Below are 22,512 nucleotides of genomic sequence, written 5' to 3'. Positions count from 1 at the left end.
CTCATCAGGTGTGAATTGCCCAGAATCCACCCCGGTCTACCTGGGGTTCCCCGCCTCCTCCCCCGCAGGGAGGTCCGTGGCCAGCGGCGTAGAAACACCTCCGGACTTTCCGCGCGAGTGGTACGAGTTCCCCCACCCCGAGGACCCCCAGCACGTGTTCAGCGTGGACCTTACCTGGATGGAATCGCACTGGCACTGCACCTTTGGCACCAGCGCCTGCCGCGGTATCGACGCCGCGCACCCGGACGTCGGCTGCTGCAACCACGGGGCCTTCCTCGCGGACGAGGCCGACCGGGACCAGCTCTACGACGCCGTCGCGCAGCTCCCCGCCCGCTACTGGCAGCTCCGCCCGGCAGAAACACAGGAGTACCTTGAGCACGGCCAGCCGGAGGACCTCGAGCCCTGGCTGGTGTGGGACGAGCTGGACGACGAGGACGGCAACCCCGAGCCCGCGCTCAAGACAAAGGTGGTGGACGGCGCCTGCATCTTCGCCAACCGGCGCGGCTGGCCCACCGGCGCGGGCTGCGCCATCCACCAGTGGTGCGTGGCCGAGGGGCGCGACCTCACCGTGGACAAGCCCGAGGTGTGCTGGCAGCTCCCCCTGCGCCGCACGGAGGAGTGGGAGGAGCGCCCCGACGGCGCGGAGATCCTGCGCACCACCATCGGGGAGTACGACCGGCGCGGCTGGGGCGACGGCGGCGAGGACTTCGACTGGTACTGCTCCGCCGCCCCCGGCTGCCATACCGCCGCGGAGCCCGTGTGGGTCACCCAGGAGGCGGAGCTGCGCGCCCTGATGGGCGACGCCGCCTACGAGGTGCTCGCCGCGCACCTGCGGGCGCGGGCGGCGGCGCCCCGGGGGGTGCTGCCGGTGCACCCGGCGACGGGGGCGACCCGCCCCTAGCTCTCGAACTTGTACCCCAGCCCGCGCACCGTGACCAGGCGCGTGGGCTGGGAGGGCTCCTCCTCGATCTTGGTGCGCAGCCGCTTGACGTGCACGTCCAGGGTCTTGGTATCCCCCACGTAGTCCGCGCCCCACACCCGGTCGATGAGCTGGCCGCGCGTGAGCACCCTGCCCGCGTTGCGCAGGAAGTATTCCAGCAGGTCGAACTCCTTGAGCGGCATGCTCACCTCCTTGCCCGCCACGGTCACGATGTGCCGCTCCACGTCCATGCGCACCCGCCCCACGTGGAGGATCTGATCGGAGTCCTCCTCCACGTCCTCGGTGGGCTCCGCCATGCCGTTGCGGCGCAGCACCGCCCTGATCCTGGCGATGAGTTCCCGGGAGGAATAGGGCTTGGTCACGTAGTCGTCCGCCCCGAGTTCCAGGCCCACCACCTTGTCTATCTCGGAGTCGCGCGCGGTGACCATGATGACGGGCACGTTGGACATCACCCGCAGTTCCCGGCACACGTCGGTGCCGGACATGCCCGGCAGCATGAGGTCGAGCAGGACGATGTCCACGTCGTTCTTCACGAACTCGATGAGGGCCGTCTGACCGTCTCCGGCGATGATCGTGTCAAAGCCCTCCTTGCGCAGCAGGAAGGCCAGGGGGTCGGACAGCGATTCCTCGTCTTCAACGATCAGGATGGTGGTCATGAAGATTTGTCCTTTCGCCGGTTCGTCACGCGCGATACCGCTTTGCGCAGGGGCTTCTCGGCGGCATCTTCGTCCTCCGGGACGGGCGGCAGGGCCTCCCGCTCCGGGCTATAGATTGGTAACTCGATGGTAAAAGTCGATCCCGTTCCGGGCTTCGACCACAGCTTAATCGTACCGCCGTGGTTGGCCACCACGTGCTTGACTATCGCCAAGCCTAGCCCGGTGCCCCCCGTGGAGCGCGACCGGGCCTTGTCCACCCGGAAGAAGCGCTCGAACACCCGCTCCTGGTCCTCGGGGGCGATGCCGATGCCGCGATCGGTCACGCGGATCTGCACCGCGGTTCCCTCCACCACGCGCTGGGACAGGGAGACGGGCGCGGAGGTCCCCGAATAGTTGATGGCGTTGCTCACCAGGTTGGACACGGCGGTGACCAGCAGGGACTTATTGGCGTTGACCCATATCCCGGAGTCCGCCCCGCACAGCAGGGGGATGGAGTGGCCGTCGGCGGCCACCTGGTTGCGCGCCATCGCCTCCGCGATGACGTCGTCCACCAGCACCGGCTCCATGTCCGGCAGGGCCTCGGCCCCCTGCAGCTTGGAGAGGGAGATCAGCTCGTTGATGAGGTCGGACATGCGCAGCGCCTCCTTGCGCAGGCGCGTGCCAAAGTAGTCCACCTGCTCGGGGTCCTCGGCGGACTCCACCAGCGCCTCCGCCAGCAGGGCCATGCCGCCCACGGGGGTCTTGAGCTCGTGGGAGACGTTGGCCACGAAGTCGCGGCGGGCGGAGTCCATGCGCACGTACTCCGACTCGTCGGTGCTGTAGGCGATGGTGAAGCGGTCGTCGATGAGCGTCAGCGGCTTCACCACGGCGCGCACGTGGGTGACCCGCGATCCCGGGCGGCGCTCCGGGGTGACGAGGTTGAGCACGCGGGCCTCCTTGTCCTCGTGCACCCGCTGCGCGGCCTCCCACACCTCGCCGTTGAGGGTGCGCTCGTGCACCAGCCCCATCTCGTGCCCCCGGGCGTTGGAGAGCAGCACCTCCCCCTTGCGATCGACCACCACGAGCCCGGTGGGCGATCCCTGAATGGCCAGGTGCAGCACCTGGCTGATGGTGGTCACCTGGTTTTCCTCCAGGGTGGCGGCGGAGCGATACCGCCGCAGCGCCGCCCGCGCGCGCGAGAAAAGCGGGGGCAGGCCACCGACGACGGCCGCCCCCGCCCCGAAGGCAAGCACCAGGGACCAGGACAAGGCCACGCGCTACTTTTGTGCGCCCTGCGAGGCCACGGCGGCCGCACCCGCGGCGGCGGCCTCCGGATCCAGGTAGGTGCCGCCGGGGTTGGCCACCGCGCCCTCGGCGTCGATCTCGTACACCAGCGGGATGCCGGTGGGGATGTTCAGCTCGGCGATGTCCGCGTCGGAGATGTTGTCCAGGTACTTGACCAGCGCGCGCAGGGAGTTGCCGTGCGCGGCCACCATGACCACCTCGCCCCGCTTCACGCGCGGCAGGATCTCCTCCTCGAAGTACGGCACCAGGCGCTCCACCACGTCCTTGAGGCACTCGGTGGCGGGCACCCGCTCCAGGCCCGCGTAGCGGGGATCGCGGGACTGGGAGAACTCGGAGTCCTCCGGCAGCTCCGGGGGCGGGGTGCCGTAGGAGCGGCGCCACTCCATGAACTGCTCGTCGCCGTACTTCTCGCGGGTCTCGGCCTTGTTCAGCCCCTGGAGGGCACCGTAGTGGCGCTCGTTGAGGCGCCAATCGCGCCGCACGGGGATCCACAGGCGATCCGCCGCGTCGAGGGCGATGTTGGCGGTGCGGATGGCCCGGCGCAGCAGGGAGGTGTAGAGCACCTGCGGCTCCAGCCCGGATTCCTTGATGAGTTCGCCGCCACGGCGGGCCTCGGCCTCGCCCTTCTCGGTGAGGTTGACGTCCACCCAGCCGGTGAACTGGTTGGAGGCGTTCCATTCGCTCTGCCCGTGACGCAGCAGGATCAGCTTTCCGTTAGTCATGCTTCCCAGCATTCCATAATCCTTCCGATCGTGCCCGGGGATGACCGAGTGGCGGCGCCGGGCGGCGCACCCCCAAAAATATGCATGATTTTTCACACCTAATGCGCCAGGTCGGGCTATGCTTTGATGTTGCCGGGGGCGGGGGTTGTTGTCCTTTTCCCTGGTTCCTCCTGGTGGTGCGTGTCTCCACCGCCTGGCGGGGGTGCGCATCGCCGTGCCTTCGACCTTGCTGGGAGGAGGTGAGATGAATGGCCCGCCATCGCCGTGTATGCGGAGATAAAAGGAACCGCCGCGGGAGTTGCAGCTCCGTGCGGCGGTTCCTGGGGCGGCTGGGTACCAACGTGATCGCGCGATTTATCGCCGACGCGATCGCCGAGCTACTCAGCTAGTCTCACAAAGACCCTCACTTGCCTTTACCCGTAGGTGGGGGTCTCCGCATGTGACAGTCCTGGGGTGGCTGCCACCACCCACACTAGCACGCCGCCCACCCCTTATGCCTCCACATAGAATCATAATTTCCCCTCACAGCCCCGAGGCGCGGCGCGCCCGGCAGTCCTCCACGTCCGCCGCCACGGCCCGCCCGTAGGCCTCGTGCAGCCTGCGCGCGGTGGCCGCCCAGGAAAACCCCGCCGCGTGCTCCACGGCCCGCTGGCCCATGCGGATGCGCGTCTCGTCGTCGTCCAGGATCTCGCCGAGCACGCGCGCCCAGTCGGCCGGGTCGTGCCCGTCCACCAGCATCCCGGTGCGCCCCTCCGCCACCGCGATGGGCAGCCCCCCGGCGCGCGCCGCCACCACGGGCGTGCCCGTGGCCTGGGCCTCGAGCGCCACCAGCCCGAAGGACTCGTTGTAGCTGGGCACCGCCACCACGTCGGCGGCCTGATACACCGCCACCAGCTCCTGGGGAGGGCGCGGCTCGAGGAAGCGCACGCGGTGCGCCACCCCCAGCTCGCGGGCCAGCTCGCGGTACCGCGTCGCGGTGGTCTCCGCGCCCGAGGCTCCGCCGCAGATCAGCACGCGCAGGTTGCGCTCGGGGGCGTCCTCCAGCATCCGGGCCACGGCGCGCAGCAGCACCTGGGGGCCCTTGAACTCCTGGAGTCTGCCCACAAAGGCGATCACCTTGGCATGCAGGGGCACCCCGAGCTCGCGCCGGGAGCGCTCGGTGTTGCGGTCCGTGCCCGGGGTGAAGGTCTCCGTGTCCGCCCCGGGGGGTACCACCACGATCCGGGAGAGAGGGGCGTCGTAGTGCGCCACGAGGTCCTCCTTTTCCTGCCCGGTGTTGACCACCAGCATGTCCGCGTTGTCCACGAGCTGCTGCTCGCAGATGCGCCGGGCCTCCGTCTCGGGGGAGTCCCGCCCGGCGCGGTGGAGGTTTTTCACCGCCGCCAGCGTGTGCGCGGTGTGCACGAGGGGCACCCCCCAGAGGTCCCGCAGCAACCAGCCCACCTGCCCGGAGAGCCAGTAGTGGGAATGGATGGCGTCGTACCGCAGGCCATGGCAGCGCACGTACTGCATCATGCCTCCGGCGAAGGCCACCATCTGCGTGGGGAGTTCCTCCTTGGCGAGGCCCTCGTAGGGGCCCGCCACGATGTTGATGACGCGCAGGCGGGGCTCGACCTCCACCACCTCCCCCTGGCTGGGCCGGGTGGCCCTGGTGTACACGTCCACATCCACCCCCAGGCGGGCCAGCTGCGTGGCCGTGGAGAGCACATACACGTTCATGCCCCCGGCGTCTCCGGAGCCGGGCTGCTGCAGGGGGGAGGTGTGGAGGGAGATCATCGCTACGCGCATAGCGCCCATGCTACGACGCTCCCCGGCTCCGGGAGCGCCGCCGCCGGGGGCGGCACGATGCCGCCGCACGACGCCGCGCGGGGGCAGGTGGCGGAGCGTATAGTCAAGCGGAGGAAACTTGATTGTTGTGCAACGCGCATCTCGGACGGTGCGGGAAGGGAGACCCATGTCTGCCGCAGAGGAACGAGCGTGGCTGAAGCACTACCCGGAGTGGACGCCCCACCACCTCGACTACGGGGACACCACCCTGCTGGACATCTACGACCGCACCCTGGCCACCAAGCCGGAAAAGCCGGCCACGTGGTTCTTCGGGCGCACCCAAACCTATTCGGACATCGACGAGCAGGTACGCGCCGCCGCCGCCGGGCTGCGCGCGCTGGGGGTCCGCCCCGGCGACAGGGTGGCCATCGCGCTGCCCAACTGCCCCCAGCACATCGTGATCTTCTACGCGATCCTCAAGCTCGGGGCGATCGTGGTGGAGCACAATCCCCTCTACACCGCGCACGAGCTGGAGCACCCCTTCCGCGATCACGGCGCGCGCGTGGCGGTGACCTGGGACAAGTCCGCGGACGTGTTTGACAAGCTGCGCAGCACCACGGAGCTGGAGACCATCATCTCCGTGAACATGGTGGACGCCATGCCCCCGCTCAAGCGCCTGGCCCTGCGCCTTCCGCTGCCCAAGCTCAAGAAGATGCGCTCCCAGCTCACCGCCCCCGCGCCCAACACCGTGCCCTGGGATCTCCTGCTCTCCCCCCAGCTCGGCGGCAACGGCTCGGACGTGACCTCCCTGGAGACCGTCACCAAGGACACCGTGGCCCTCATCCTCTACACCTCCGGCACCACCGGGGCGCCCAAGGGGGCGCAGCTCTCCCACGGCAACCTGTACGCCAACCTCCTCCAGGGCAAGGCCTGGGTGCCGGGCCTGGGGGATCAGGACGAGCGCATGCTGGCCGCGCTACCCATGTTCCACGCCTACGGGCTGACCATGAACGCCACCCTGGCCTTCCTCATCGGCGGGCAGCTCATCCTGCTGCCGAGCCCCCAGGTGCCCCTCATCATGGACGTGATGAAGAACCACACCCCCACCTGGGTGCCCGGGGTGCCCACCCTCTACGAGAAAATCGTGGAGGCCGCCGCCGAGGACGACATCTGCATCAAGGGGGTGCGCAGCTCCTTCTCCGGGGCCTCCACCCTGCCGGTGAGCACCGTGGAGCGCTGGGAGTCCATGACCGGCGGCCTCCTCGTGGAGGGCTACGGCCTCACGGAGACCTCCCCCATCATCGTGGGCAACCCCATGTCCACCGCGCGACGCCCCGGCTACGTGGGCATTCCCTTCCCCGACACGGAGGTGCGCATCGCGGACCCCGAGGACCTCTCCCGCACCGTGCCCGACGGCGAGGAGGGCGAGGTGCTGGTGCGCGGCCCCCAGGTGTTCCAGGGCTACCTGAACAACCCGGAGGCCACGGCCGCGTCCTTCCACGAGGACTGGTACCGCACCGGGGACGTGGGCGTGATGGAGCCGGACGGCTTCATCCGCCTGGTGGCCCGGATCAAGGAGGTCATCATCACCGGCGGGTTCAACGTGTACCCCAGCGAGGTGGAGGAGGCCATGCGGGACCACAAGGACATCGCGGACATCGCGGTGGTGGGCGTGCCCCGCCAGGACGGCTCCGAGTCCGTGGTGGCCTGCATCACCCTCAACCCCGGCGCGGCCTTGGACCCCGAGGGGCTCAAGCAACACGCCCGCGAGCGCCTCACCCGGTACAAGGTGCCGCGCACCTTCTACCACTTCGAGGAGCTGGCGCGGGATCAGATGGGCAAGATCCGCAGGCGCCAGGTGCAGGAGGACCTGCTGGAGCACCTGGGAATCAAAAGGTAGGAGAAGCAGAAAGTGGGCCCCTCCCATTGCGGAGGGGCCCACTTTCTACCTGCGCGGCGGCGCCAGCGCGGGCCAGGGGGAGGGCAACGGCACGCGCTTGGAGGCCTGTCCACTCAAAATCCGCCGCCACCGTAACCTGCGCCCCCTGCCCCACAGCCTGCGCTAGGGCGCCACCCCCACCCACACCGGCTCGGGCACCAGCTCCACCCCGAACTCGCGGCGCACCCCGGCGATCACCGTGCGCGCCAGGGCCACCAGGTCCTCGGTGCTGGCCGCGCCGCGATTGGTCAGGGCCAGGGTGTGCCGCGTGGAAAGCCGCGCGGGCGCGCCCTCCCCCGGGTACCCGCGCGGGAACCCGGCGCGCTCGATCAGCCACGCCGCCGAGAGCTTCACCCTCCCCTCGCCCGCGGCAAAGCGCGGCATGGATGCCTCGCCCACCGCGTCCTGCACGGCGTCCGCCACCGCAGCGTCCACCACGGGGTTGGTAAAGAAGGACCCTGCGGACCAGGTATCGTGATCCGCCGCGTCCAGCACCATCGCCTTGTCCCGGCGTATGCGCAGCACCGCCTCGCGCACCCGCCCCGCCGGGAAACGCTCGCCGGACTCCGCCGCGCCCAGCTCGCGGGCCAGGGCCCCGAAGCGCAGGGGGGCGGAGAGGCCGTCCGTGTGCAGGCGGAACTCCACCTCCAGCACGAGGGCGCGGTGCGTGAACTTCAGGTTGGAGTAGCGGTACGCCAGGTCCAGCTCGGAGGCCGGAACCCACTCCTCCCGGCCCGCGCGGCGATCCCACAGGCGCACGCGCGTGAGCACGTCCGCGATCTCCGCGCCGTAGGCCCCCACGTTCTGCACCGGCGTGGCGCCCGCGCTGCCGGGAATGCCGGAGAGGCACTCCAGCCCGCCCAGCCCCGCCTCCACGGAGGCGCGCACCACGTCGTCCCACACGGCCCCGGCGGCGGCGCGCACGATCCCCGTGGCGGGGTCCACGCGGATCGCGTCGTCCTCCAGCAGCACGGCCACGAGGTCGAGGGGGCCGTCGGCCACCACGAGGTTGGAGCCTCCCCCCACGATGAGTGGCTCCACCCCCTGTTCGTCCAGGGCGCGCACCGCCCGCGCCGCGGCCTCGGCGGTGGCGCACCTCGCGGTCAGTCTCGGGGCGCCGCCGAGCCTCAGCGTGGTGAGGTCGGCGAGCGTCGTGCTCGTGTCACAGGTAACGCCGGGAATGTCGGTCAGGCGCTGGGTCAGGGCTACATCGCTCACTCTTCTCACGGTAGTCTCTAAGGCATGGCTACTCGTAGTGAGAACACCGTAACGATCAACCAGCCGGTGGAGAAGGTCCACGCCGCGCTGACCAACGCCGACTTCTGGGCCTATGACGTTGCCCACCTCTCCCCCGAGCCGGGCGAGGTCCACGAGTTCACCGAGAACAACGGCGGCGGCGAGGCCACCCTCTTCGAGGTGCTGCCCCTGGATGTGCTGCCGGAGGCCGTGCGCTCCATGGTGTCCCAGGCCCTCAAGGTCAAGCGCGTGGTCACCGTGGGCCCGCTGACCGACGGCCGCGCCGAGCTGGAGTACACCGCCGACGTCAAGGGCACCCCCGTGGATTACAAGGGCGAGGCCACCATCTCCGGCGACGAGAACAGCACCACCTTCGACTACGACAACGAGGTCTCCGTGAACATCCCGTTCATGGGCGGCGCCATCGAGCCGAAGGTGGCCGAGGCCCTGGGCGAGATCTTCGAGAACGAGGGGGAGCTCATCTCCACCTGGATCAACGAGAACCTCTAAATGGCCGATCACGCCCACAACCTGCGGGCCCAGTTTCACGCGCAGGGCCCCGTGGGCGTGATAACCCGGGGCACCACCGGGTATAACCGACTGCGCCGCTGCGATCGTTGGCTCTGCCATCACGAACCCGCGCGGCGCTTACTCATGCGTGCCACAGCCCCCCTCGCCATCGACCTCGGCTACGGGGCCAGCCACACCACCACCGTGGAGTGGGCGGGCTGGCTGCGCCGCGTGCGGCCGGACACCCGCGTACTGGGCCTGGAGATCGACCCCGAGCGCGTGCTCCCGCCCCAGGGCGGGGTGACCTTCGCGCTCGGCGGCTTCGAGCTGGCGGGGCACCGCCCCCACCTGGTGCGGGCGTTCAACGTGCTGCGCCAGTACGACGTCGCGGACGTCCCGCCCGCGTGGCGGTCCGTGACCTCCCGCCTCGCGCCCGGCGGCCTCTTCGTGGAGGGCACCTGCGACGAGGTGGGCAGGCGAAGCGCCTGGATCACCCTGGACCGCCACGGACCGCGCACCCTCACCCTCGCCTGGGACCCCTTCGACGTGGAGCGCCCCTCCGACGTGGCGGAGCGCCTGCCCAAGGCCCTGATCCACCGCAACCGCCCCGGGGAGGCCATCCACGCGCTGCTGCGCGCCTGCGACGAGGCCTGGGACCGCTGCGCCGGGTGGTCCCCCTACGGCCCCCGGGTGCGATGGCGGCAGGCCAAGGCCCTGCTGCGGCGCCGGGGCCTGCCCGTGGACGCGCAGCGCCGCCCCCTGCGGGACAACCTCCTCACCGTGCCGTGGTCCGCCGTCGGCGGCGGGGCCCGGCCCGTGCCCGTAGACTAGCGGCATGTCAAAGACGGCCAAGATTTTCACCACGATCGTCGTGGTCCTGCTTCTATTGCTCGCCGCCGCCGAGTTTGGCACCCGCTGGCTGGTGGGCCGGGACCTCAACGAGAAGTTCCACGCGCAAGCAGAGGCCGAGGGCGTGCAGCTTAGCGAGGACCCCTCCATCTCCTTCGGCGCCTCCCCCGTGCTCCTGGGGTACCTGCGCGGCGAGCTGGGGCACGTCGCCGTGACCACCCCCTCCACCCTGCGCGTGGAGGACGGCGTGGCCTCCGGCAACCCCGCCGCGGACATCTCCATGAAGGGCGTGGACATCTCCGACCGCCACGACCCCGTGGCCGCCGAGCTGGAGGCTACCGCCGAGCTGAGCAACCAGTTCCTGCTGGCGCTGCTGCAGAGCAACATCAGCGGCGCACCCGCCGAGCCGGGCGACCTCGGGGCCTCGCTCATCCGCAACCTGGTGCAGGTCACCGCCGTGACCTCCCACCCCGATACCCAGACCATCAGCGTGGAGTTCAGCAACGGGGCCGGCAGCCTGGACCTGCGGCCCGTGGCCGCCGAGGGCCGCACCACCTTCGAGGTGAGCAACACCCAGGTGCTGGGATTCGACCTCCCGCCCAGCGTCACCCAGGAGATCACCCGGCAGCTCCAGGAGGGCGTGGAGGAGCAGCTCATCGCCTCCGGCGGGCTCTCCATCACCCAGGCCGAGGTCACCGGGGAGGGGCTGCGCGCCACCGTGGCCGGGCAGGACGTTCACGTCTCCGAGGTGCACACCCCGTAGGAGCACTCGATCGGCACGATCTCGGCGGCCCCGGCGCGCCGGGCCACCGCCTCCATCTCCGCGCGGCGCGGGCTGCGCGCGTCCACGCCCGCGGCCAGGAGCACCTGATCGCTCACGGCCTCGCGCGCGGTGACGAGGTCCACCATCCACGCGTGCTCGTCAGCGGAGGCGTCCAGCACGATGAGCACCCCGGTGGCCCCGCTCTGCACCGCCAGGCGCGCCTCGGAGGCCTTGATGAGCGGGTGGTGCCGCCCGGTGGGAAAACCGCAGGCCGCCGTGACGGCGCACCCCTCGGGCACCTCGGCGGGCACCCAGGAGGCCGGAACCAGCAGCCCCGTCTCCCCCTCGCGCAGCGCCCGGGCCACCTCCGCGGCCGAGGCCGCCCCCGTGAGGTCCCTCATCACCAGCCCCCCTGCGCGCCGCCCAGCAGGTCGCGCAGCTGCGGGCGCAGGTCCCACCAGTACAGGCCCACGATCACCACGCCCGCGATAGCGAGCATGGGGAAGGACACCCCGATCAGGCAGGCCACGGAGGCGCCCGCCATGAGGGCCAGCCAGGTGCCCTTGCTCTGGCGGTCGGCGGCGGGGAAGGCGTCCGGCCGCGTCATGGCCACCATGATGAGGCCTACGATCCCGGCGATGCCCACACCCCAGTACAGCACCGCCTCGAGCTTAAAGGTCAGGAGATAAATCAGGGCCAACGTGCTAGCCATTGCGGTTATCCTCCTCGTGCACCGTCTCCGAGAGCACCTCGCCGTCGATGATCTCTCCCCGCTCGCCGGGGCGCTCCCGCGAGTCCTCCGGGTTCACCAGGGAGCCCGCCGCCTCGCGGGCGGCGGTTTCCACCTGCTCGCCCACGCGCCGCAGGGCCTGAGCGGCGCGCGCCGCGGCCTCCGAGCGTCGGGTCTCGGCGGCGGCGCGCCCCACCCGATCCGCCAGGGAACCCAGCGCCTCGGTGGTCGCGCCCGCCACCCGCCCGGCCCCCTCCTTCAGGGAATCCACGCTGCGGTGCTCGCTAAAATCTCTGGTGGCGGCGCGCAGATGGTCCACCACGGTCTCCTCGTGCAGGGCGTGGCGGCCACGGTCCTCCGACTCCCGCAGCCGGGCGCCGAACTCCCCCACCACCTCGCCGGCGCTGCGGGCGGCGTGGCCACCCGCGCGCAGGATCTCGGACACACGGTTCTTCCCGGAACTCATGGGCACGAGTATAGCCGGGGCCGCTAAAAGAGCACGTCGGCCACCGTGTAGATCGCCAGGCCTGCCAGCGCGCCCACCAGGGTTCCGTTGAGCCGGATGAACTGCAGGTCCTTGCCCACCATCAGCTCGATCTTCTCGCTGGCTTCCTCGGCGTCCCAGGCCCGCACGGTGTCGGAGATGATGGCGGTGATCTGCCCGGAGTAGTTGTGCGCCACGAAGGCGGCCGCGGCCACGACCTTGCGGTTGACCTCCTCGCGCAGGTCCGCCTCCGCAACCAGGCGCCGACCCCACCCCCGGGCGTAGTCCTCGATGGTGCGGCGCAGGAGGGAATCGGGATCGTCCACCGCCGCCAGCAGGGACTGCGAGGCCGCGCGCCACAGCGCCGGGGCGGCCTCGGCCACGGGGCGCGAGCTCATGATCTCCTCCTTCCGCCCCTCCACGCGGGCGATCATCTGCGGGTCGTGCTGAAGATCCTGGGCCAGCTCGCCCAGGAAGCGGTGCAGCGCCAGCCGCGCCTCGTGCCGGGGGTTCGCGGCCACGTCCCCCATCCAGGTGACCAGCTCGCGGTAGATCTTCTCCCCCACCAGCTCGTTGACAAAGCGGGGGGCCCACACAGGCTTGCGCTCGTCGAGCATCCTGGTGATGAGGTCCTGGGAGCCGCGCACCTTGCGGTGCGCCCACGCGATGACCTCCTCGATCAGCGGCTCCGTCTTGCCGTCCTCCATGAGCTGCTCTAAGGCCCGCCCGGCGGGCGGCCCCCACTGCGGCTCGGCGGCCTTGTCCACCAGCAGGCGGCGGATCAGTTCCTCGGCGTCGGCGGGGTCGATGGCCACCACGGCGTTGTGCGCCAGCCGCCCGGCCTCCTCGGACACCCTGCGAGCGTTCTCCGGGGCCGCGAGCCACCGCCCGGCGTGCAGCGGGAGGTTGGCGGTGGCGATCTTCTCCGTGATGAGCTCCGCGTTGAGGAAGTTCTCCCCCACGAAGCCGGAGAGGGACTCCCCGAGCTGATCCTTCTTCTTGGGGATGAGCGCGGTGTGCGGAATGGGCAGGCCCATCGGGTGCCGGAACAGGGCCGTGACGGCGAACCAGTCCGCCAGCCCGCCCACCATGCCAGCCTCGGAGGCCGCGCGCACGTAGCCCACCCAGCCCGGAGCCCCGCCGGGCTGGTGCTGCCACCACGTGCAGCCGAGGAAGATGAGGGCCGCCACCACGAGCAGGCCGGTGACGAAGGCCTTGTGCCGCCGCAGCGTTCTGCGGCGCTCCCGCTCCACGTCGGGGCTGGGGCCCGGGACTGCGCGCGCCGTGAGTGCATGTTCCGCCATGACGCCTACAGCCCCTGCATCCCCGAGACGATGAGGGCGATCCCCGTGATGAGGCTGATGAGCCCCGTGGCTACGAGCAGTATCTTGCGTTGCATGGGTACCAGTGTAGAAAACGGGCCGCGCCTCCCCCGGCCCCGGGGAGACACGGCCCGTCTTGCGGTACGCCTGCGGAGCCTAGTTCTTGCGGCCCGTCTCCTTGACGTACTGCTTGTAGTAGCGGCGGCCGTAGCTGATGAGCACGGAACCCGCCACCAGCAGCACCGCCGTCAGGATGATGCCGAGCCACAGGAAGAAGGTGGGGTTAACGTCCGCCTGGCCGGTGTTGCCAAAGATCATCATGGCCACGGCGTAGATGGCGATGCCCGCGGGACACAGCGCGGCCAGGACGAGGCCCATGCCCACCCAGGTCTCGGTGCGCAGCAGCGAGGAGTGCGGGGCCTCGTAGCTCACCGGGTCGTACCCATCGATGTAGTGCATGCGCCCCGCGGCCTCGGGGGTGTGCGTGTTAGACATGAGCGCCTTACTCGCTTTCTTCTCGTGCAGGTCGAATGACCTTTAGCTTAGTCGTCCTTGCCTCGGAAAGCAGCTCGCGCCCTCTCCTTGGTGACCGCCGCCACGGCGGTCAGCGGGATGCCCGCCGGGCACACGTCCGCGCACTCGCCGTAGAGCGAGCAGTGCCCGAAGTTGGTCTCCAGCTCGTCCACCATCTTGCGGGCGCGCTTGCCGCGCTCTTCGGAGCCCAGCGGCAGCTTGGACAGGTGCACCAGCTTGGCGCCCGTGAACAGGTGCGCCGCGCCGTTGGGGCAGGCTGCCACACATGCGCCGCAGCCGATGCAGGCGGCGTGATCCAGCGCCCACTCCGCCGTCTGGTGGTTCACATGCAGGGTGTCCGCGTCCGGGGCGGTGCCCGCGTTGATGGACACGTAGCCGCCCTGCTGCATCACGCGATCCAGCGCGGAGCGGTCCACCACCATGTCCTTGATCACCGGGTAGGCGGCGGAGCGCAGCGGCTCGATCTTGAGGGTATCGCCGTCGGAGTAGTTAAACAGGCGCTGCTGGCAGGCCGGGGAGTTCTTGGCCGCGCCGTGCGGGCGGCCGTTGACCAGAAGGCCACAGGTGCCACAGATACCCTCGCGGCAGTCGGAGGCGAAGGCGTACGGCTCCTTGCCCTGCTCGATGAGCTTGTCGTTGACGAAGTCGAGGAGCTCGAGGATCGACATCTGCTCCTCGGCGTCGTCCACGTCAAAGCCCTCGAAGGCGCCGTCGGTGGTCGGTCCGGCCTGACGCCAGATCTCAAGATGAAGCTTCATTACTTGTAGTTCCTTGTCTGGAGCGGGATCGATTCAAAGTACAGCGGCTCGGCGTGGCGGATAAAGCGATTCTCGCCGTCCGGCTCCCAGGCGGAGACGAAGCACCACTTCTCGTCGTCGCGCTCGGCCTCGCCCTCCTCGGAGAGGTGGTCCTCGCGGTAGTGGGCGCCGCAGGACTCGTCGCGGTCCAGGGCGTCCACGCACATCAGCTCGGCCAGGTTAAGGTAGTCGGCCACGCGGGTGGCGCGCTCGAGCACCTGGTTCATCTCGTGCTGCCCGCCGGGGATGCGCACGTTGGCAAAGAACTCCTCGCGCAGGGCGCGGATCTTCTCGATGCCCTCGCTCATGTCCTTGACGTTGCGGGCCACGCCGCAAGCCTTGTACAGCAGCTCGCCCAGCTGGTTGTGGTAGTACTCCGGGCCGTGCGGGTCGTTGCCCTTGGTATTCATCAGGCGATCCAGGCGCGCCTGGGCGCGCTCCAGGGCCTCGGTCACCGCGGCGTCGTCGTCCGCGAGCAGCGGCTCGTTGAGGTGGTTTGCCAGGTAGTTCGGCACCGTGAAGGGGAGGGTGAACCAGCCGTCCACGGAGGCCGAGAGCAGCGAGTTTGCGCCCAGGCGGTTGGCGCCGTGGTAGGTCCAGGAGCACTCGCCCGCCGCGAAGAGGCCGTCGATGGAGGTCATCTCGTTGAAGTCCGTCCACAGGCCACCCATCGTGAAGTGCACGGTGGGGGCGATGCGCATGGGGGCGTCGTGCGGGTCCTCGCCGATGGCCTCCTCGTACATCTTGAAGAGGTTGGAGTAGCGCTCGTCCACGGTGGCCCGGCCCAGGCGCTCGAAGGCGTCGCGGAAGTCCAGGTAGGCGGAGTTCTTCTTGGGGCCCACGCCGTAGCCCGCGTTGATCTGCTGGGAGATCGCGCGGGAGGCGACGTCGCGGGGCACCAGGTTGCCGAACGCCGGGTAGCGGCGCTCCAGGAAGTAGTCGCGCTCCTCCTCCGGGATGCTGTTCGGGTCGCGCTGATCGTCCTTTTCCTTGGGCAGCCACACGCGGCCGTCGTTGCGCAGGGACTCCGACATCAGGATGGTCTTGGACTGCCAGTCCGCGTTGATGGGCAGGCCCGTGGGGTGGAACTGGATGAACGCGGGGGAGGCCATGTAGGCGCCGTGCTCGTAGGCACGCATCATCGCCGAGGAGTTGGAGTTGATGGCCAGCGTGGTCATGCCGTAGACGTTGCCGTAGCCGCCGGTGGCCAGCACCACGGCGTGGCCGGTGAAGGCCGCGAGCTCGCCGGTGATGAGGTTGCGGGTGACCAGGCCGCGCACGCGCTTGGTGCCGTTCTCCTCGGTGACGATGAGGTCCTGGAAGTCGTTGTGGGTGAAGATCTCCACGGAGCCCAGGTGGATCTGGCGCTGCAGCGCCGAGGCCGTGGAAAGCTGGAGCTGCTGCCCCGTCTGCCCACGGGTGTAGTAGGTGCGGGAGACCTGCACGCCGCCGAAGGAGCGGGTGGCCAGGGTGCCGCCGTACTCACGGGCGAAGGGCGCGCCGATGGCGTTCATGTGGTCGATCACGCGCACGGACTCGTAGGCCAGGCGCCAGCAGTCGGACTCGCGGCAGCGGTAGTCGCCGCCCTTGACCGTATCCTTGACGTGGCGGTAGGCGCCGTCGTTGTCCACCTTCTTGCCTCGGGCGGAGTTCACGCCGCCCTGGGCCGCGATGGAGTGCGCGCGGCGGGGGGCGTCGTGGTAGGTGAACACCTTGACGTTGTAGCCCAGCTCGCCCAGCGCGGCGGCCGCGGCGCCGCCGGAGAGGCCCGTGCCCACGATCAGCACCGTGAACTTGCGGCGGTTGAGCGGGGAGACCAGGTTCATGTGATCCTTCTGGTACTCCCACATGTCCTTGGTGGGCACGCCCTTGGGCTCGTGGGCGTCCAGAACGCGGCCCACGGTCACCCCCGCCACGGCGGAATCAGGGGCGGTGAATTGCTTTTCGTTGCTCATCTTGAATCCTTAAAACCCTTCTTCCTTGACCTAACTGATCCAACCGGCGGCCACGGAGAGCGGCATCACGATGTTGCCGAGCATCACGATGGCGGGCACAAGGTACGCCACGAAAAGCAGGATCGAGCGGGTGCGCTTGCCGGTGATGCCGAGGTCGCTCACCGCCAGCCAGATGCCGTGCGAGAGGTGCAGGAACAGGATCACCATGCTCAGGATGTAGAAGATCGCCACGGACCAGCGGCTGAAGCTAGCCAGGATGTTCGCCTGCACCGCGCCGTGCTCAAAGACCGCGCTGGCGGCGGGCTCCACGCCCAGGGTGAGGTCCAGGATGTGGAAGATGATGAACAGCAGCAGCACCGCGCCGGTGACCAGCATGGTGCGGGTGGCAAACGAGTTCATCCCGCCCAAGAGGTTGGTGCGGCGGAACTTGCCGCGCGACTGCCGGGACCGGCCGTGCAGCGCAAACGCGCCGTACACATGGATCAGCAGGGAGGCCAGCAGCACGATGCGGAAGATCCACAGGACGGACTCGCGCGGGAACATGGGCTCGCCGATCGTGCGCAGGAACTCGCCGTACTCGTCGATGGCGGCCACGCCCGCGTGATCAGGCATGAAGAGCTTCAGGTTACCCACCATGTGGACGAGCACGAAGCCGCCAAAGATGAGGCCGGTGATGGCCATCGCCAGCTTCAGCGCCCACGAGGGAACCTTCGGAGCCTGGCGCAGCGGCTCTTCGGTGATTTTGCCGTGACGGATTGCCTCACGGTCTGGATTTTTTACAGTCATGGCACCTCCAATGTCGTCTCAACAATAAGGGTGGGACGGACAAAACTCACAGTCCAAAGACAGGTTGCGGGCCACCGCCTCCCCCGCCGTGTGGCTCATTCCACTTTTTCTTAGGTGAGGGTTACCTCTAAATGCCGGCGCGTGAGGCTTACCTTATCGGCCCCGAGGTGCAAAGACTTTTCCAAAAGTTTCATCGCCACAGTAAAAGGTGATATTCCCCACTTTGAACCCGCCGCGATGACGCCTAACCCCCGGAAGGCGTCAAACTTTCGTCGGCCCCTGCCCGCCCCGCGAGCGCCGCGACCCCGCCCGCCGCCCCCGCCCCGCGAGCGGGCGGCGCGAGCGCTTCAGGAACGCTCTCAGGGCATGAGGGACCGCACCATGAGAGAAGGGGCCACCCATAGGCGGCCCCTTCTCGAAGGAAAGGCGGTTTAGAGGTTAATCATGTGGCCCTCGATGCCCTCGGCGGCCTCCTTGATCGCCTCGGACATCGTGGGGTGAATGTGCACGTTGCGGCCGATCTCGGTGGCGGTGAGGTCAAAGCGCTGCGCCAGGGTCAGCTCCGCGAGCATCTCGGAGACGTTGGCACCCACCATGTGCCCGCCGAGCAGTTCCCCGTACTCCGCGTCCGCCACGATCTTGGCAAAGCCCGCCGTCTCCGCCAGGCCCGCCGCCTTGCCGTTGGCACTGAAGGGGAACACGGCGGTCTTGATCTCCCGGTCCGGCCACTTCTCCTTGGCCGCGGCCTCGGTGTAGCCGAAGGAGGCCACCTGGGGATTGCAGAAGGTGGCGCGGGGCATCATCATGTAGTCGCCCAGCTCCTGGGTCTCCGCGCCCGCGATGGTCTCCGCGGCCACCACGCCCTGCGCCTCCGCCACGTGGGCGAGCTGCAGCTTGGCGGTGACGTCGCCGATGGCGTAGATGTGCTCCACGCTGGTGCGCATGCGCTCGTCGATGTCGATGGCGCCGCGCTCCGTGAGCTTGACCCCAGTGTTCTCCAGGCCGTAGCCCTCGGTGCGCGGGGCGAAGCCCACGGACACCAGCACGCGATCCACCGTCAGGGTGTCGGACTTGGAGCCGTCCTTGGACTCCACATCGACCTCCACGGAGCTGCCGTTGTCCCGGACCGCCGTGGTCTTGTACCCGGTGAGCAGCTTCACGCCCAGCTTCTTGTACTGCTTGGCGATCTCCTTGGACACCTCCGGCTCCTCGTTGGGCAGCACGCGGTCCATGAACTCCACGATGGTGATGTCCACCCCGTAGTTGGCCAGGACGTAGGCGAACTCCATGCCGATGGCGCCGCCGCCGACCACCACCATCCTCTCCGGCAGCTCCTCGTTGAGGATCTGCTCCTCGAAGGACACCACGTTCTTGGACAGCTCCACGCCGGGCAAGGTGCGCACCACGGAGCCGGTGGCGATGATGACGTCGTCGAAGGTGACGGTCTTGCCCTTATCCTTGCCCTCCACGATCTCGATGGTGGAGGCGTCCTTGAAGGAGCCCAGGCCGTCGATCTCCGTGATGGAGTTCTTCTTCATCAGGTAGTGCACGCCCTTGACGATGCCCGCGGAAACCTTGCGGGAGCGCTGGTGTGCCACGCCGAAGTCAAAGGTCACCTCGCCCGAGATACCGAAGGTCTTGGCCTCCTTGTTAAAGGTGTGCGCCACCTCGGCGTTCTTCAGCAGGGACTTGGAAGGGATGCAGCCCACGTTCAGGCACACGCCACCCCAGTACTGCTTTTCCACCACGGCCACCTTTTTGCCCAACTGAGCAGCGCGGATGGCGGCAACGTACCCGCCGGGGCCGGCGCCGAGGACTACTACATCAAAGTGTTCGCTCATGGTGTTCAGGATACGTAAGACGCCACCCGTTGTCCCGAACCGGCCCGGGACCACCCCCATCCCGCGCCGCCCCGGGCCCTCGGCCCGCCTAAAAGAGGTGAAGCGCCACGGAGAGCTCCGCGACGTTCGAGGAGCCCAGGTTGGCGGCCTGGCCGAGGACATCGGAGATGGCGAGGGTGAGGTTTTCCAGGGGGGTCATAACTGCCTTTCCGTACATAAAGACTGTGCATCGAGCGGCGAACGGCCCATAAAGCGGCATCGCCCATCGGCATATATCCTGCGCGATCCGGCGCCTTCAAGACCAGGCCCACCCCCTAACGGGGGCACAGAGGGCCCGCGAGATTTCCCCACAACGGCCCCACAACGACCCCGCAACAAAAAGTTACACATCAGACATAAAGCGGTGTTGGGTGATGTATTCCACCGTAAAACGCCCGCTACCTGCGCAACTTACCCGCGCCCCGAGAAAATACGGCGGACGGACGCCATAGTAAGTAGACCAAAGTTCCCTTGGTCCACAACGTCCCCTGCAAAGATACCAATTTGTTTTCGTTTGTAACCATTGCGTGATCTTTCGCCCCTTGTTAGGCTTCACCCATCTGTTCACGCCACGGGCTAAACAAGGAGTACTTGCACACATGGATTTCCTGCTTCAGATTCAAGAGTTCGTCGATGGGCCGATCGGCGACCTCCTGGTGCAGCTGCGCACCGGCGGCATCCAGTTCCCGGAGCTGCCCGCCCTCCCGAACATCAGCCTGACCCCGCAGCTCACCCTCCCGGAGAACATCGAGGTGGGCGACCTCGGCTCCACCTTCGGTGACTTCTCCCCCGCCGACATGTCCTCCGGTGACAACGGCTCCTCCCAGCTCTCCTCGGGCGATAACGGCTCCTCCGACTTCCTGAGCGAGCTGTCCTCCGGCGACAACCAGGGCGAGTTCTCCACGGACCTCCTCGGCGATCTGAACCTCTCCGAGCTGTCCTCCGGCGACAACGAGTTCGGCTCCTCCAACTTCCTGAGCGAGCTCTCCTCCGGCGACAACCAGCTTTCCACCGGCGATAACCAGCTCTCCACCGATTTCTTCGGCGACCTGGACCTCTCCGAGCTGTCCTCGGGCGATAACCAGCTCTCCACGGACTTCCTGGGTGACTTCTCCGAGCTGTCCTCCGGCGACAACGGCTCCACCGACCTCGCCGACCTGAGCCAGCTCTCCGGCGAGAACGGTTCCTCCGACATCCTGGACCTGGATCTCTCCGATCTCCTGGACCTCAACGGCGAGCTGAACCTCCCGGACATCCCGCAGTCCATCTAGTTTGCGCTCATCATGCCGTCACGGCTTGAATAAAACCCTGGTGGTCTCCCCGCCAGGGTTTTGCCCGTTCCTAGCCCCTCACCACCCCTATCCAAGGTTGTACGCATGAGATACCTCAACAACGCTCTCGCCGCCACCGCGCTCGCCGCGAGCTGCGCGTTGGCCGCCCCGGCCGCGCTGGCCACGGCCGCGGAAGTGACCCCCGCCCAGGTGGCTGGCGACACCGCCCCGGCCACCATCACCCCGGTTCCCGGCCCGGCGCCGGAGGGGGCTCCCCAGTGGCGCAAGAACGTCCGCGAGTACGGCGAGCGCGTGGAGGAGGTCAGCGCCTTCTCCCCCTCCATGAACCGCCACGTGCCCCTGGCCCTCATCAAGGCGGGTCACCCGGACGCCCCCACTCTGTACCTGCTCAACGGCGGCGACGGCGGCGAGGGCAGCGCCAACTGGGTGCAGCAGACCGACGTGATCGATTTTTACCTCTCCAAGGGTATCAACGTGGTCATCCCCATGTCCGGCAAGTTCTCCTATTACACGGACTGGTTGGAGGACGCCGAGGCGCTGGGCGGCCCGCAGAAGTGGGAGACCTTCCTCACCAAGGAGCTGCCCGGGGCCGTCGAGGGCTACCTTCAGGCGAACGACCGGCGCGCCATCGCGGGGATGTCCATGTCCGGCACCTCCTCCCTGCTCCTGGCCCAGCACAATCAGGGCTTCTACGACGCCGTGGGCTCCTTCTCCGGCTGCGCGGAGACCTCCAGCCCCCTGGGCTACGCCTCCATCGCGCTGACGCTCAACCACAGCAAGCTCAACGGGCTCTCCTTCGAGAAGATGTGGGGCGAGCGCGGCGGGGAGCTCAACCGCTACAACGACGCCCTGCTCGGCGCCGACAAACTTGCCGGGACGCAGGTGTACGTGTCCAACGGCTCCGGCACCGCCGGGGAGAACGACATGCCCAACGGGCCCCGCTTCCAGGACTACAGCGACGTCCAGACGGCCTGGGCCATGGCGCAGACCATCGGCCTGGGCGGGATCATCGAGGGCAGCACCAACATGTGCACGCACAACCTGAAGGCCAAGATGGACTCCCTGAACATCCCGGCGGACTTCAACTTCCACAACACCGGGACGCACTCCTGGGGCTACTGGCAGCAGGATCTGCGGGCCTCCTGGCCCACCATCGCGCGCGGGCTCGGGCTCTAGACCTTCAACCCCCGCGATAAAAAAAGGGGCCACCGCTAAAAAGCGGTGGCCCCTTTGGCGTCCGTATTGCCGATCTCCTACACCGGCTCGGCCAGCGTGATGATGTTATCGGCGTAGCCCAGGTTGCCGCCCACCCAGTCGCCGCCGCAGGTCACCAGGACCACGCGGTTCTCGCCGTCGGCGTCGTCCATCACGTCCGCGAAGTCGTTGCCCTTGGTCACGTGGTAGGGGGCCTGCGTCACGCGGAACTCGCGCTCCTCGCCGTTGACGGTGATGGTGAAGGTCTCGCCCTCCTTCAGGCGGGTGAAGCGCGCGGCGTAGCCCTCGCCCTGACCGGCGAAGTTGATGTGCCCGGTGATCACGGAGGAACCCACGGGCCCCTTATCGCCCGGCACGGCGGAGGCGGCGTACCAGCCCAGGCGCTGCACGTCCTGCGGGGGGATAAGGTAGTTATCATCCGTCACCTGGATGGGGTCCACCTCAGCGCTGTCCTCGCCACCCACGGTGATCTGCATGCCGGTGACCGCGTCGTTCTCGCCCGGCGCGGGCTCCAGCTCGTGCTCCTGCTCGCCGGAATCGTCCACGTAGGCGCTGGTGGCGGTGGACACCCCGGTATCGGCGGCCTCGTTATCGCCCTTTCCGCCGCCCACGAGCGCCCACACCGCCGCGATGACGATCACCGCAAAGATGGCGATGCCGATGGCCACGGCGGGCCAGCGCTTCTTCTGCGTGCTGTTCGTCGCTTCTGCCTGCTCCTCCGGGTGGGGCACCGGGGAGGCATTGTTCATGTTGCTCATTGGTTCTTCATTCCCTTGAGTGTCAAGGCCGTCACGGCCACAGTCAAAAGGCCATTATCGTGGAGGCGCGGTGGACTCGCAACCACGGGATCG

22 protein-coding genes are annotated in these 22,512 nt (G+C 68.5%); 7 read left to right on the top strand and 15 right to left on the bottom strand.

The genetic code is table 11. The features are described from left to right. Positions 1 to 10 precede the first annotated feature (10 nt). Positions 11 to 901, top strand: a complete 891-nt coding sequence (locus B140_RS0109970; RefSeq protein ID WP_026166217.1) for a DUF3109 family protein — start codon at positions 11 to 13, stop codon at positions 899 to 901. Here the strand turns inward: B140_RS0109970 and B140_RS0109965 are convergent. The 4 genes from B140_RS0109965 to mshA all read right to left on the bottom strand — a co-directional run bounded on the left by B140_RS0109965 (position 898) and on the right by mshA (position 5,390). After that, on the bottom strand, positions 898 to 1,596 hold the full coding sequence (locus tag B140_RS0109965) for a response regulator transcription factor (RefSeq protein WP_018119215.1): 699 nt from the start codon (positions 1,594 to 1,596) through the stop codon (positions 898 to 900). The genes B140_RS0109970 and B140_RS0109965 overlap by 4 nt on opposite strands. Beyond that, on the bottom strand, positions 1,593 to 2,843 hold the full coding sequence (locus B140_RS0109960; RefSeq protein WP_018119214.1) for an ATP-binding protein: 1,251 nt from the start codon (positions 2,841 to 2,843) through the stop codon (positions 1,593 to 1,595). Before B140_RS0109960 ends, B140_RS0109965 begins: the two co-directional genes overlap by 4 nt. A gap of 9 nt (positions 2,844 to 2,852) precedes the next feature. Beyond that, the gene (locus B140_RS0109955; protein ID WP_026166216.1) at positions 2,853 to 3,602 is read right to left on the bottom strand and encodes a phosphoglyceromutase; all 750 of its coding nucleotides are present in this window, start codon (positions 3,600 to 3,602) and stop codon (positions 2,853 to 2,855) included. 522 nt (positions 3,603 to 4,124) lie between these two features. Next, positions 4,125 to 5,390, bottom strand: coding sequence for a D-inositol-3-phosphate glycosyltransferase (gene mshA / locus B140_RS0109945; protein ID WP_040426452.1), 1,266 nt, complete (start codon positions 5,388 to 5,390; stop codon positions 4,125 to 4,127). Positions 5,391 to 5,556: 166 nt separating this feature from the next. Here mshA and B140_RS0109940 point away from each other — a divergent pair, with 166 nt between their 5' ends. Next, positions 5,557 to 7,269 carry a long-chain-fatty-acid--CoA ligase gene (locus B140_RS0109940; RefSeq protein WP_018119211.1) on the top strand — a complete coding sequence of 571 codons (1,713 nt, stop codon included), beginning with the start codon at positions 5,557 to 5,559 and terminating at the stop codon, positions 7,267 to 7,269. Between the two features lie 162 nt (positions 7,270 to 7,431). Here the strand turns inward: B140_RS0109940 and B140_RS0109935 are convergent, their stop codons facing one another. Next, entirely contained in the window at positions 7,432 to 8,526 is a 1,095-nt protein-coding gene (locus tag B140_RS0109935) for a UDP-N-acetylmuramate dehydrogenase (protein WP_018119210.1), read from the bottom strand. A 24-nt stretch (positions 8,527 to 8,550) separates the two neighbouring features. On the opposite strand from B140_RS0109935, the gene B140_RS0109930 reads away from it, so the two are divergent. From B140_RS0109930 to B140_RS0109920, 3 genes are read left to right on the top strand one after another with little or no spacing between them, the layout of a single operon-like run. Beyond that, entirely contained in the window at positions 8,551 to 9,054 is a 504-nt protein-coding gene (locus B140_RS0109930; protein ID WP_026166214.1) for a DUF2505 domain-containing protein, read from the top strand. Next, positions 9,055 to 9,885, top strand: a complete 831-nt coding sequence (locus B140_RS0109925) for a hypothetical protein (RefSeq protein WP_018119208.1) — start codon at positions 9,055 to 9,057, stop codon at positions 9,883 to 9,885. It abuts the gene before it with no gap. 4 nt (positions 9,886 to 9,889) lie between these two features. Beyond that, on the top strand, positions 9,890 to 10,666 hold the full coding sequence (locus B140_RS0109920) for an LmeA family phospholipid-binding protein (protein ID WP_018119207.1): 777 nt from the start codon (positions 9,890 to 9,892) through the stop codon (positions 10,664 to 10,666). On the opposite strand, the gene B140_RS12505 is transcribed toward B140_RS0109920, so the two are convergent. The 9 genes from B140_RS12505 to lpdA form a co-directional block, all read right to left on the bottom strand. Next, positions 10,639 to 11,067 carry a hypothetical protein gene (locus tag B140_RS12505; protein WP_018119206.1) on the bottom strand — a complete coding sequence of 143 codons (429 nt, stop codon included), beginning with the start codon at positions 11,065 to 11,067 and terminating at the stop codon, positions 10,639 to 10,641. The two genes, B140_RS0109920 and B140_RS12505, sit on opposite strands and share 28 nt — an antisense overlap. Continuing rightward, the gene (locus tag B140_RS0109910; RefSeq protein ID WP_018119205.1) at positions 11,067 to 11,378 is read right to left on the bottom strand and encodes a DUF2516 family protein; all 312 of its coding nucleotides are present in this window, start codon (positions 11,376 to 11,378) and stop codon (positions 11,067 to 11,069) included. Before B140_RS0109910 ends, B140_RS12505 begins: the two co-directional genes overlap by 1 nt. Then, entirely contained in the window at positions 11,371 to 11,862 is a 492-nt protein-coding gene (locus tag B140_RS0109905; RefSeq protein WP_156801744.1) for a hypothetical protein, read from the bottom strand. Before B140_RS0109905 ends, B140_RS0109910 begins: the two co-directional genes overlap by 8 nt. A 23-nt stretch (positions 11,863 to 11,885) precedes the next feature. Continuing rightward, complete coding sequence (locus B140_RS0109900) at positions 11,886 to 13,184, bottom strand: DUF445 domain-containing protein (RefSeq protein ID WP_026166213.1); 1,299 nt, start codon at positions 13,182 to 13,184, stop codon at positions 11,886 to 11,888. Between the two features lie 174 nt (positions 13,185 to 13,358). Further along, positions 13,359 to 13,697, bottom strand: coding sequence for a hypothetical protein (locus tag B140_RS0109890; protein WP_018119201.1), 339 nt, complete (start codon positions 13,695 to 13,697; stop codon positions 13,359 to 13,361). Positions 13,698 to 13,744: 47 nt separating this feature from the next. Further along, positions 13,745 to 14,494 carry a succinate dehydrogenase/fumarate reductase iron-sulfur subunit gene (locus B140_RS0109885; protein ID WP_018119200.1) on the bottom strand — a complete coding sequence of 250 codons (750 nt, stop codon included), beginning with the start codon at positions 14,492 to 14,494 and terminating at the stop codon, positions 13,745 to 13,747. Next, positions 14,494 to 16,488, bottom strand: coding sequence for a fumarate reductase/succinate dehydrogenase flavoprotein subunit (locus B140_RS0109880; RefSeq protein WP_018119199.1), 1,995 nt, complete (start codon positions 16,486 to 16,488; stop codon positions 14,494 to 14,496). Before B140_RS0109880 ends, B140_RS0109885 begins: the two co-directional genes overlap by 1 nt. A gap of 30 nt (positions 16,489 to 16,518) precedes the next feature. Next, positions 16,519 to 17,274 carry a succinate dehydrogenase cytochrome b subunit gene (locus B140_RS0109875; protein ID WP_026166212.1) on the bottom strand — a complete coding sequence of 252 codons (756 nt, stop codon included), beginning with the start codon at positions 17,272 to 17,274 and terminating at the stop codon, positions 16,519 to 16,521. Positions 17,275 to 17,705: 431 nt separating this feature from the next. Continuing rightward, positions 17,706 to 19,115: a dihydrolipoyl dehydrogenase gene (gene lpdA / locus B140_RS0109870; RefSeq protein WP_026166211.1), complete on the bottom strand. Its 1,410-nt coding sequence runs from the start codon at positions 19,113 to 19,115 to the stop codon at positions 17,706 to 17,708. A 638-nt stretch (positions 19,116 to 19,753) separates the two neighbouring features. Here lpdA and B140_RS0109860 point away from each other — a divergent pair. Beyond that, the gene (locus B140_RS0109860; RefSeq protein ID WP_018119195.1) at positions 19,754 to 20,425 is read left to right on the top strand and encodes a hypothetical protein; all 672 of its coding nucleotides are present in this window, start codon (positions 19,754 to 19,756) and stop codon (positions 20,423 to 20,425) included. 105 nt (positions 20,426 to 20,530) lie between these two features. Further along, entirely contained in the window at positions 20,531 to 21,622 is a 1,092-nt protein-coding gene (locus B140_RS0109855) for an alpha/beta hydrolase (RefSeq protein WP_018119194.1), read from the top strand. Between the two features lie 77 nt (positions 21,623 to 21,699). Here B140_RS0109855 and B140_RS0109850 read toward each other — a convergent pair whose 3' ends face one another. Beyond that, positions 21,700 to 22,419 (bottom strand): class F sortase, encoded by a 720-nt coding sequence (locus tag B140_RS0109850; RefSeq protein ID WP_018119193.1) that lies wholly within the window; start codon positions 22,417 to 22,419, stop codon positions 21,700 to 21,702. Positions 22,420 to 22,512: the final 93 nt, after the last annotated feature.

It is taken from the genome of Corynebacterium mastitidis DSM 44356 (genome assembly GCF_000375365.1).
Classification (GTDB): Bacteria; Actinomycetota; Actinomycetes; order Mycobacteriales; family Mycobacteriaceae; genus Corynebacterium; species Corynebacterium mastitidis.
The sequence above is the reverse complement of the archived record's forward strand: the minus strand, read 5'-3'. Positions and strand labels throughout refer to the sequence as shown.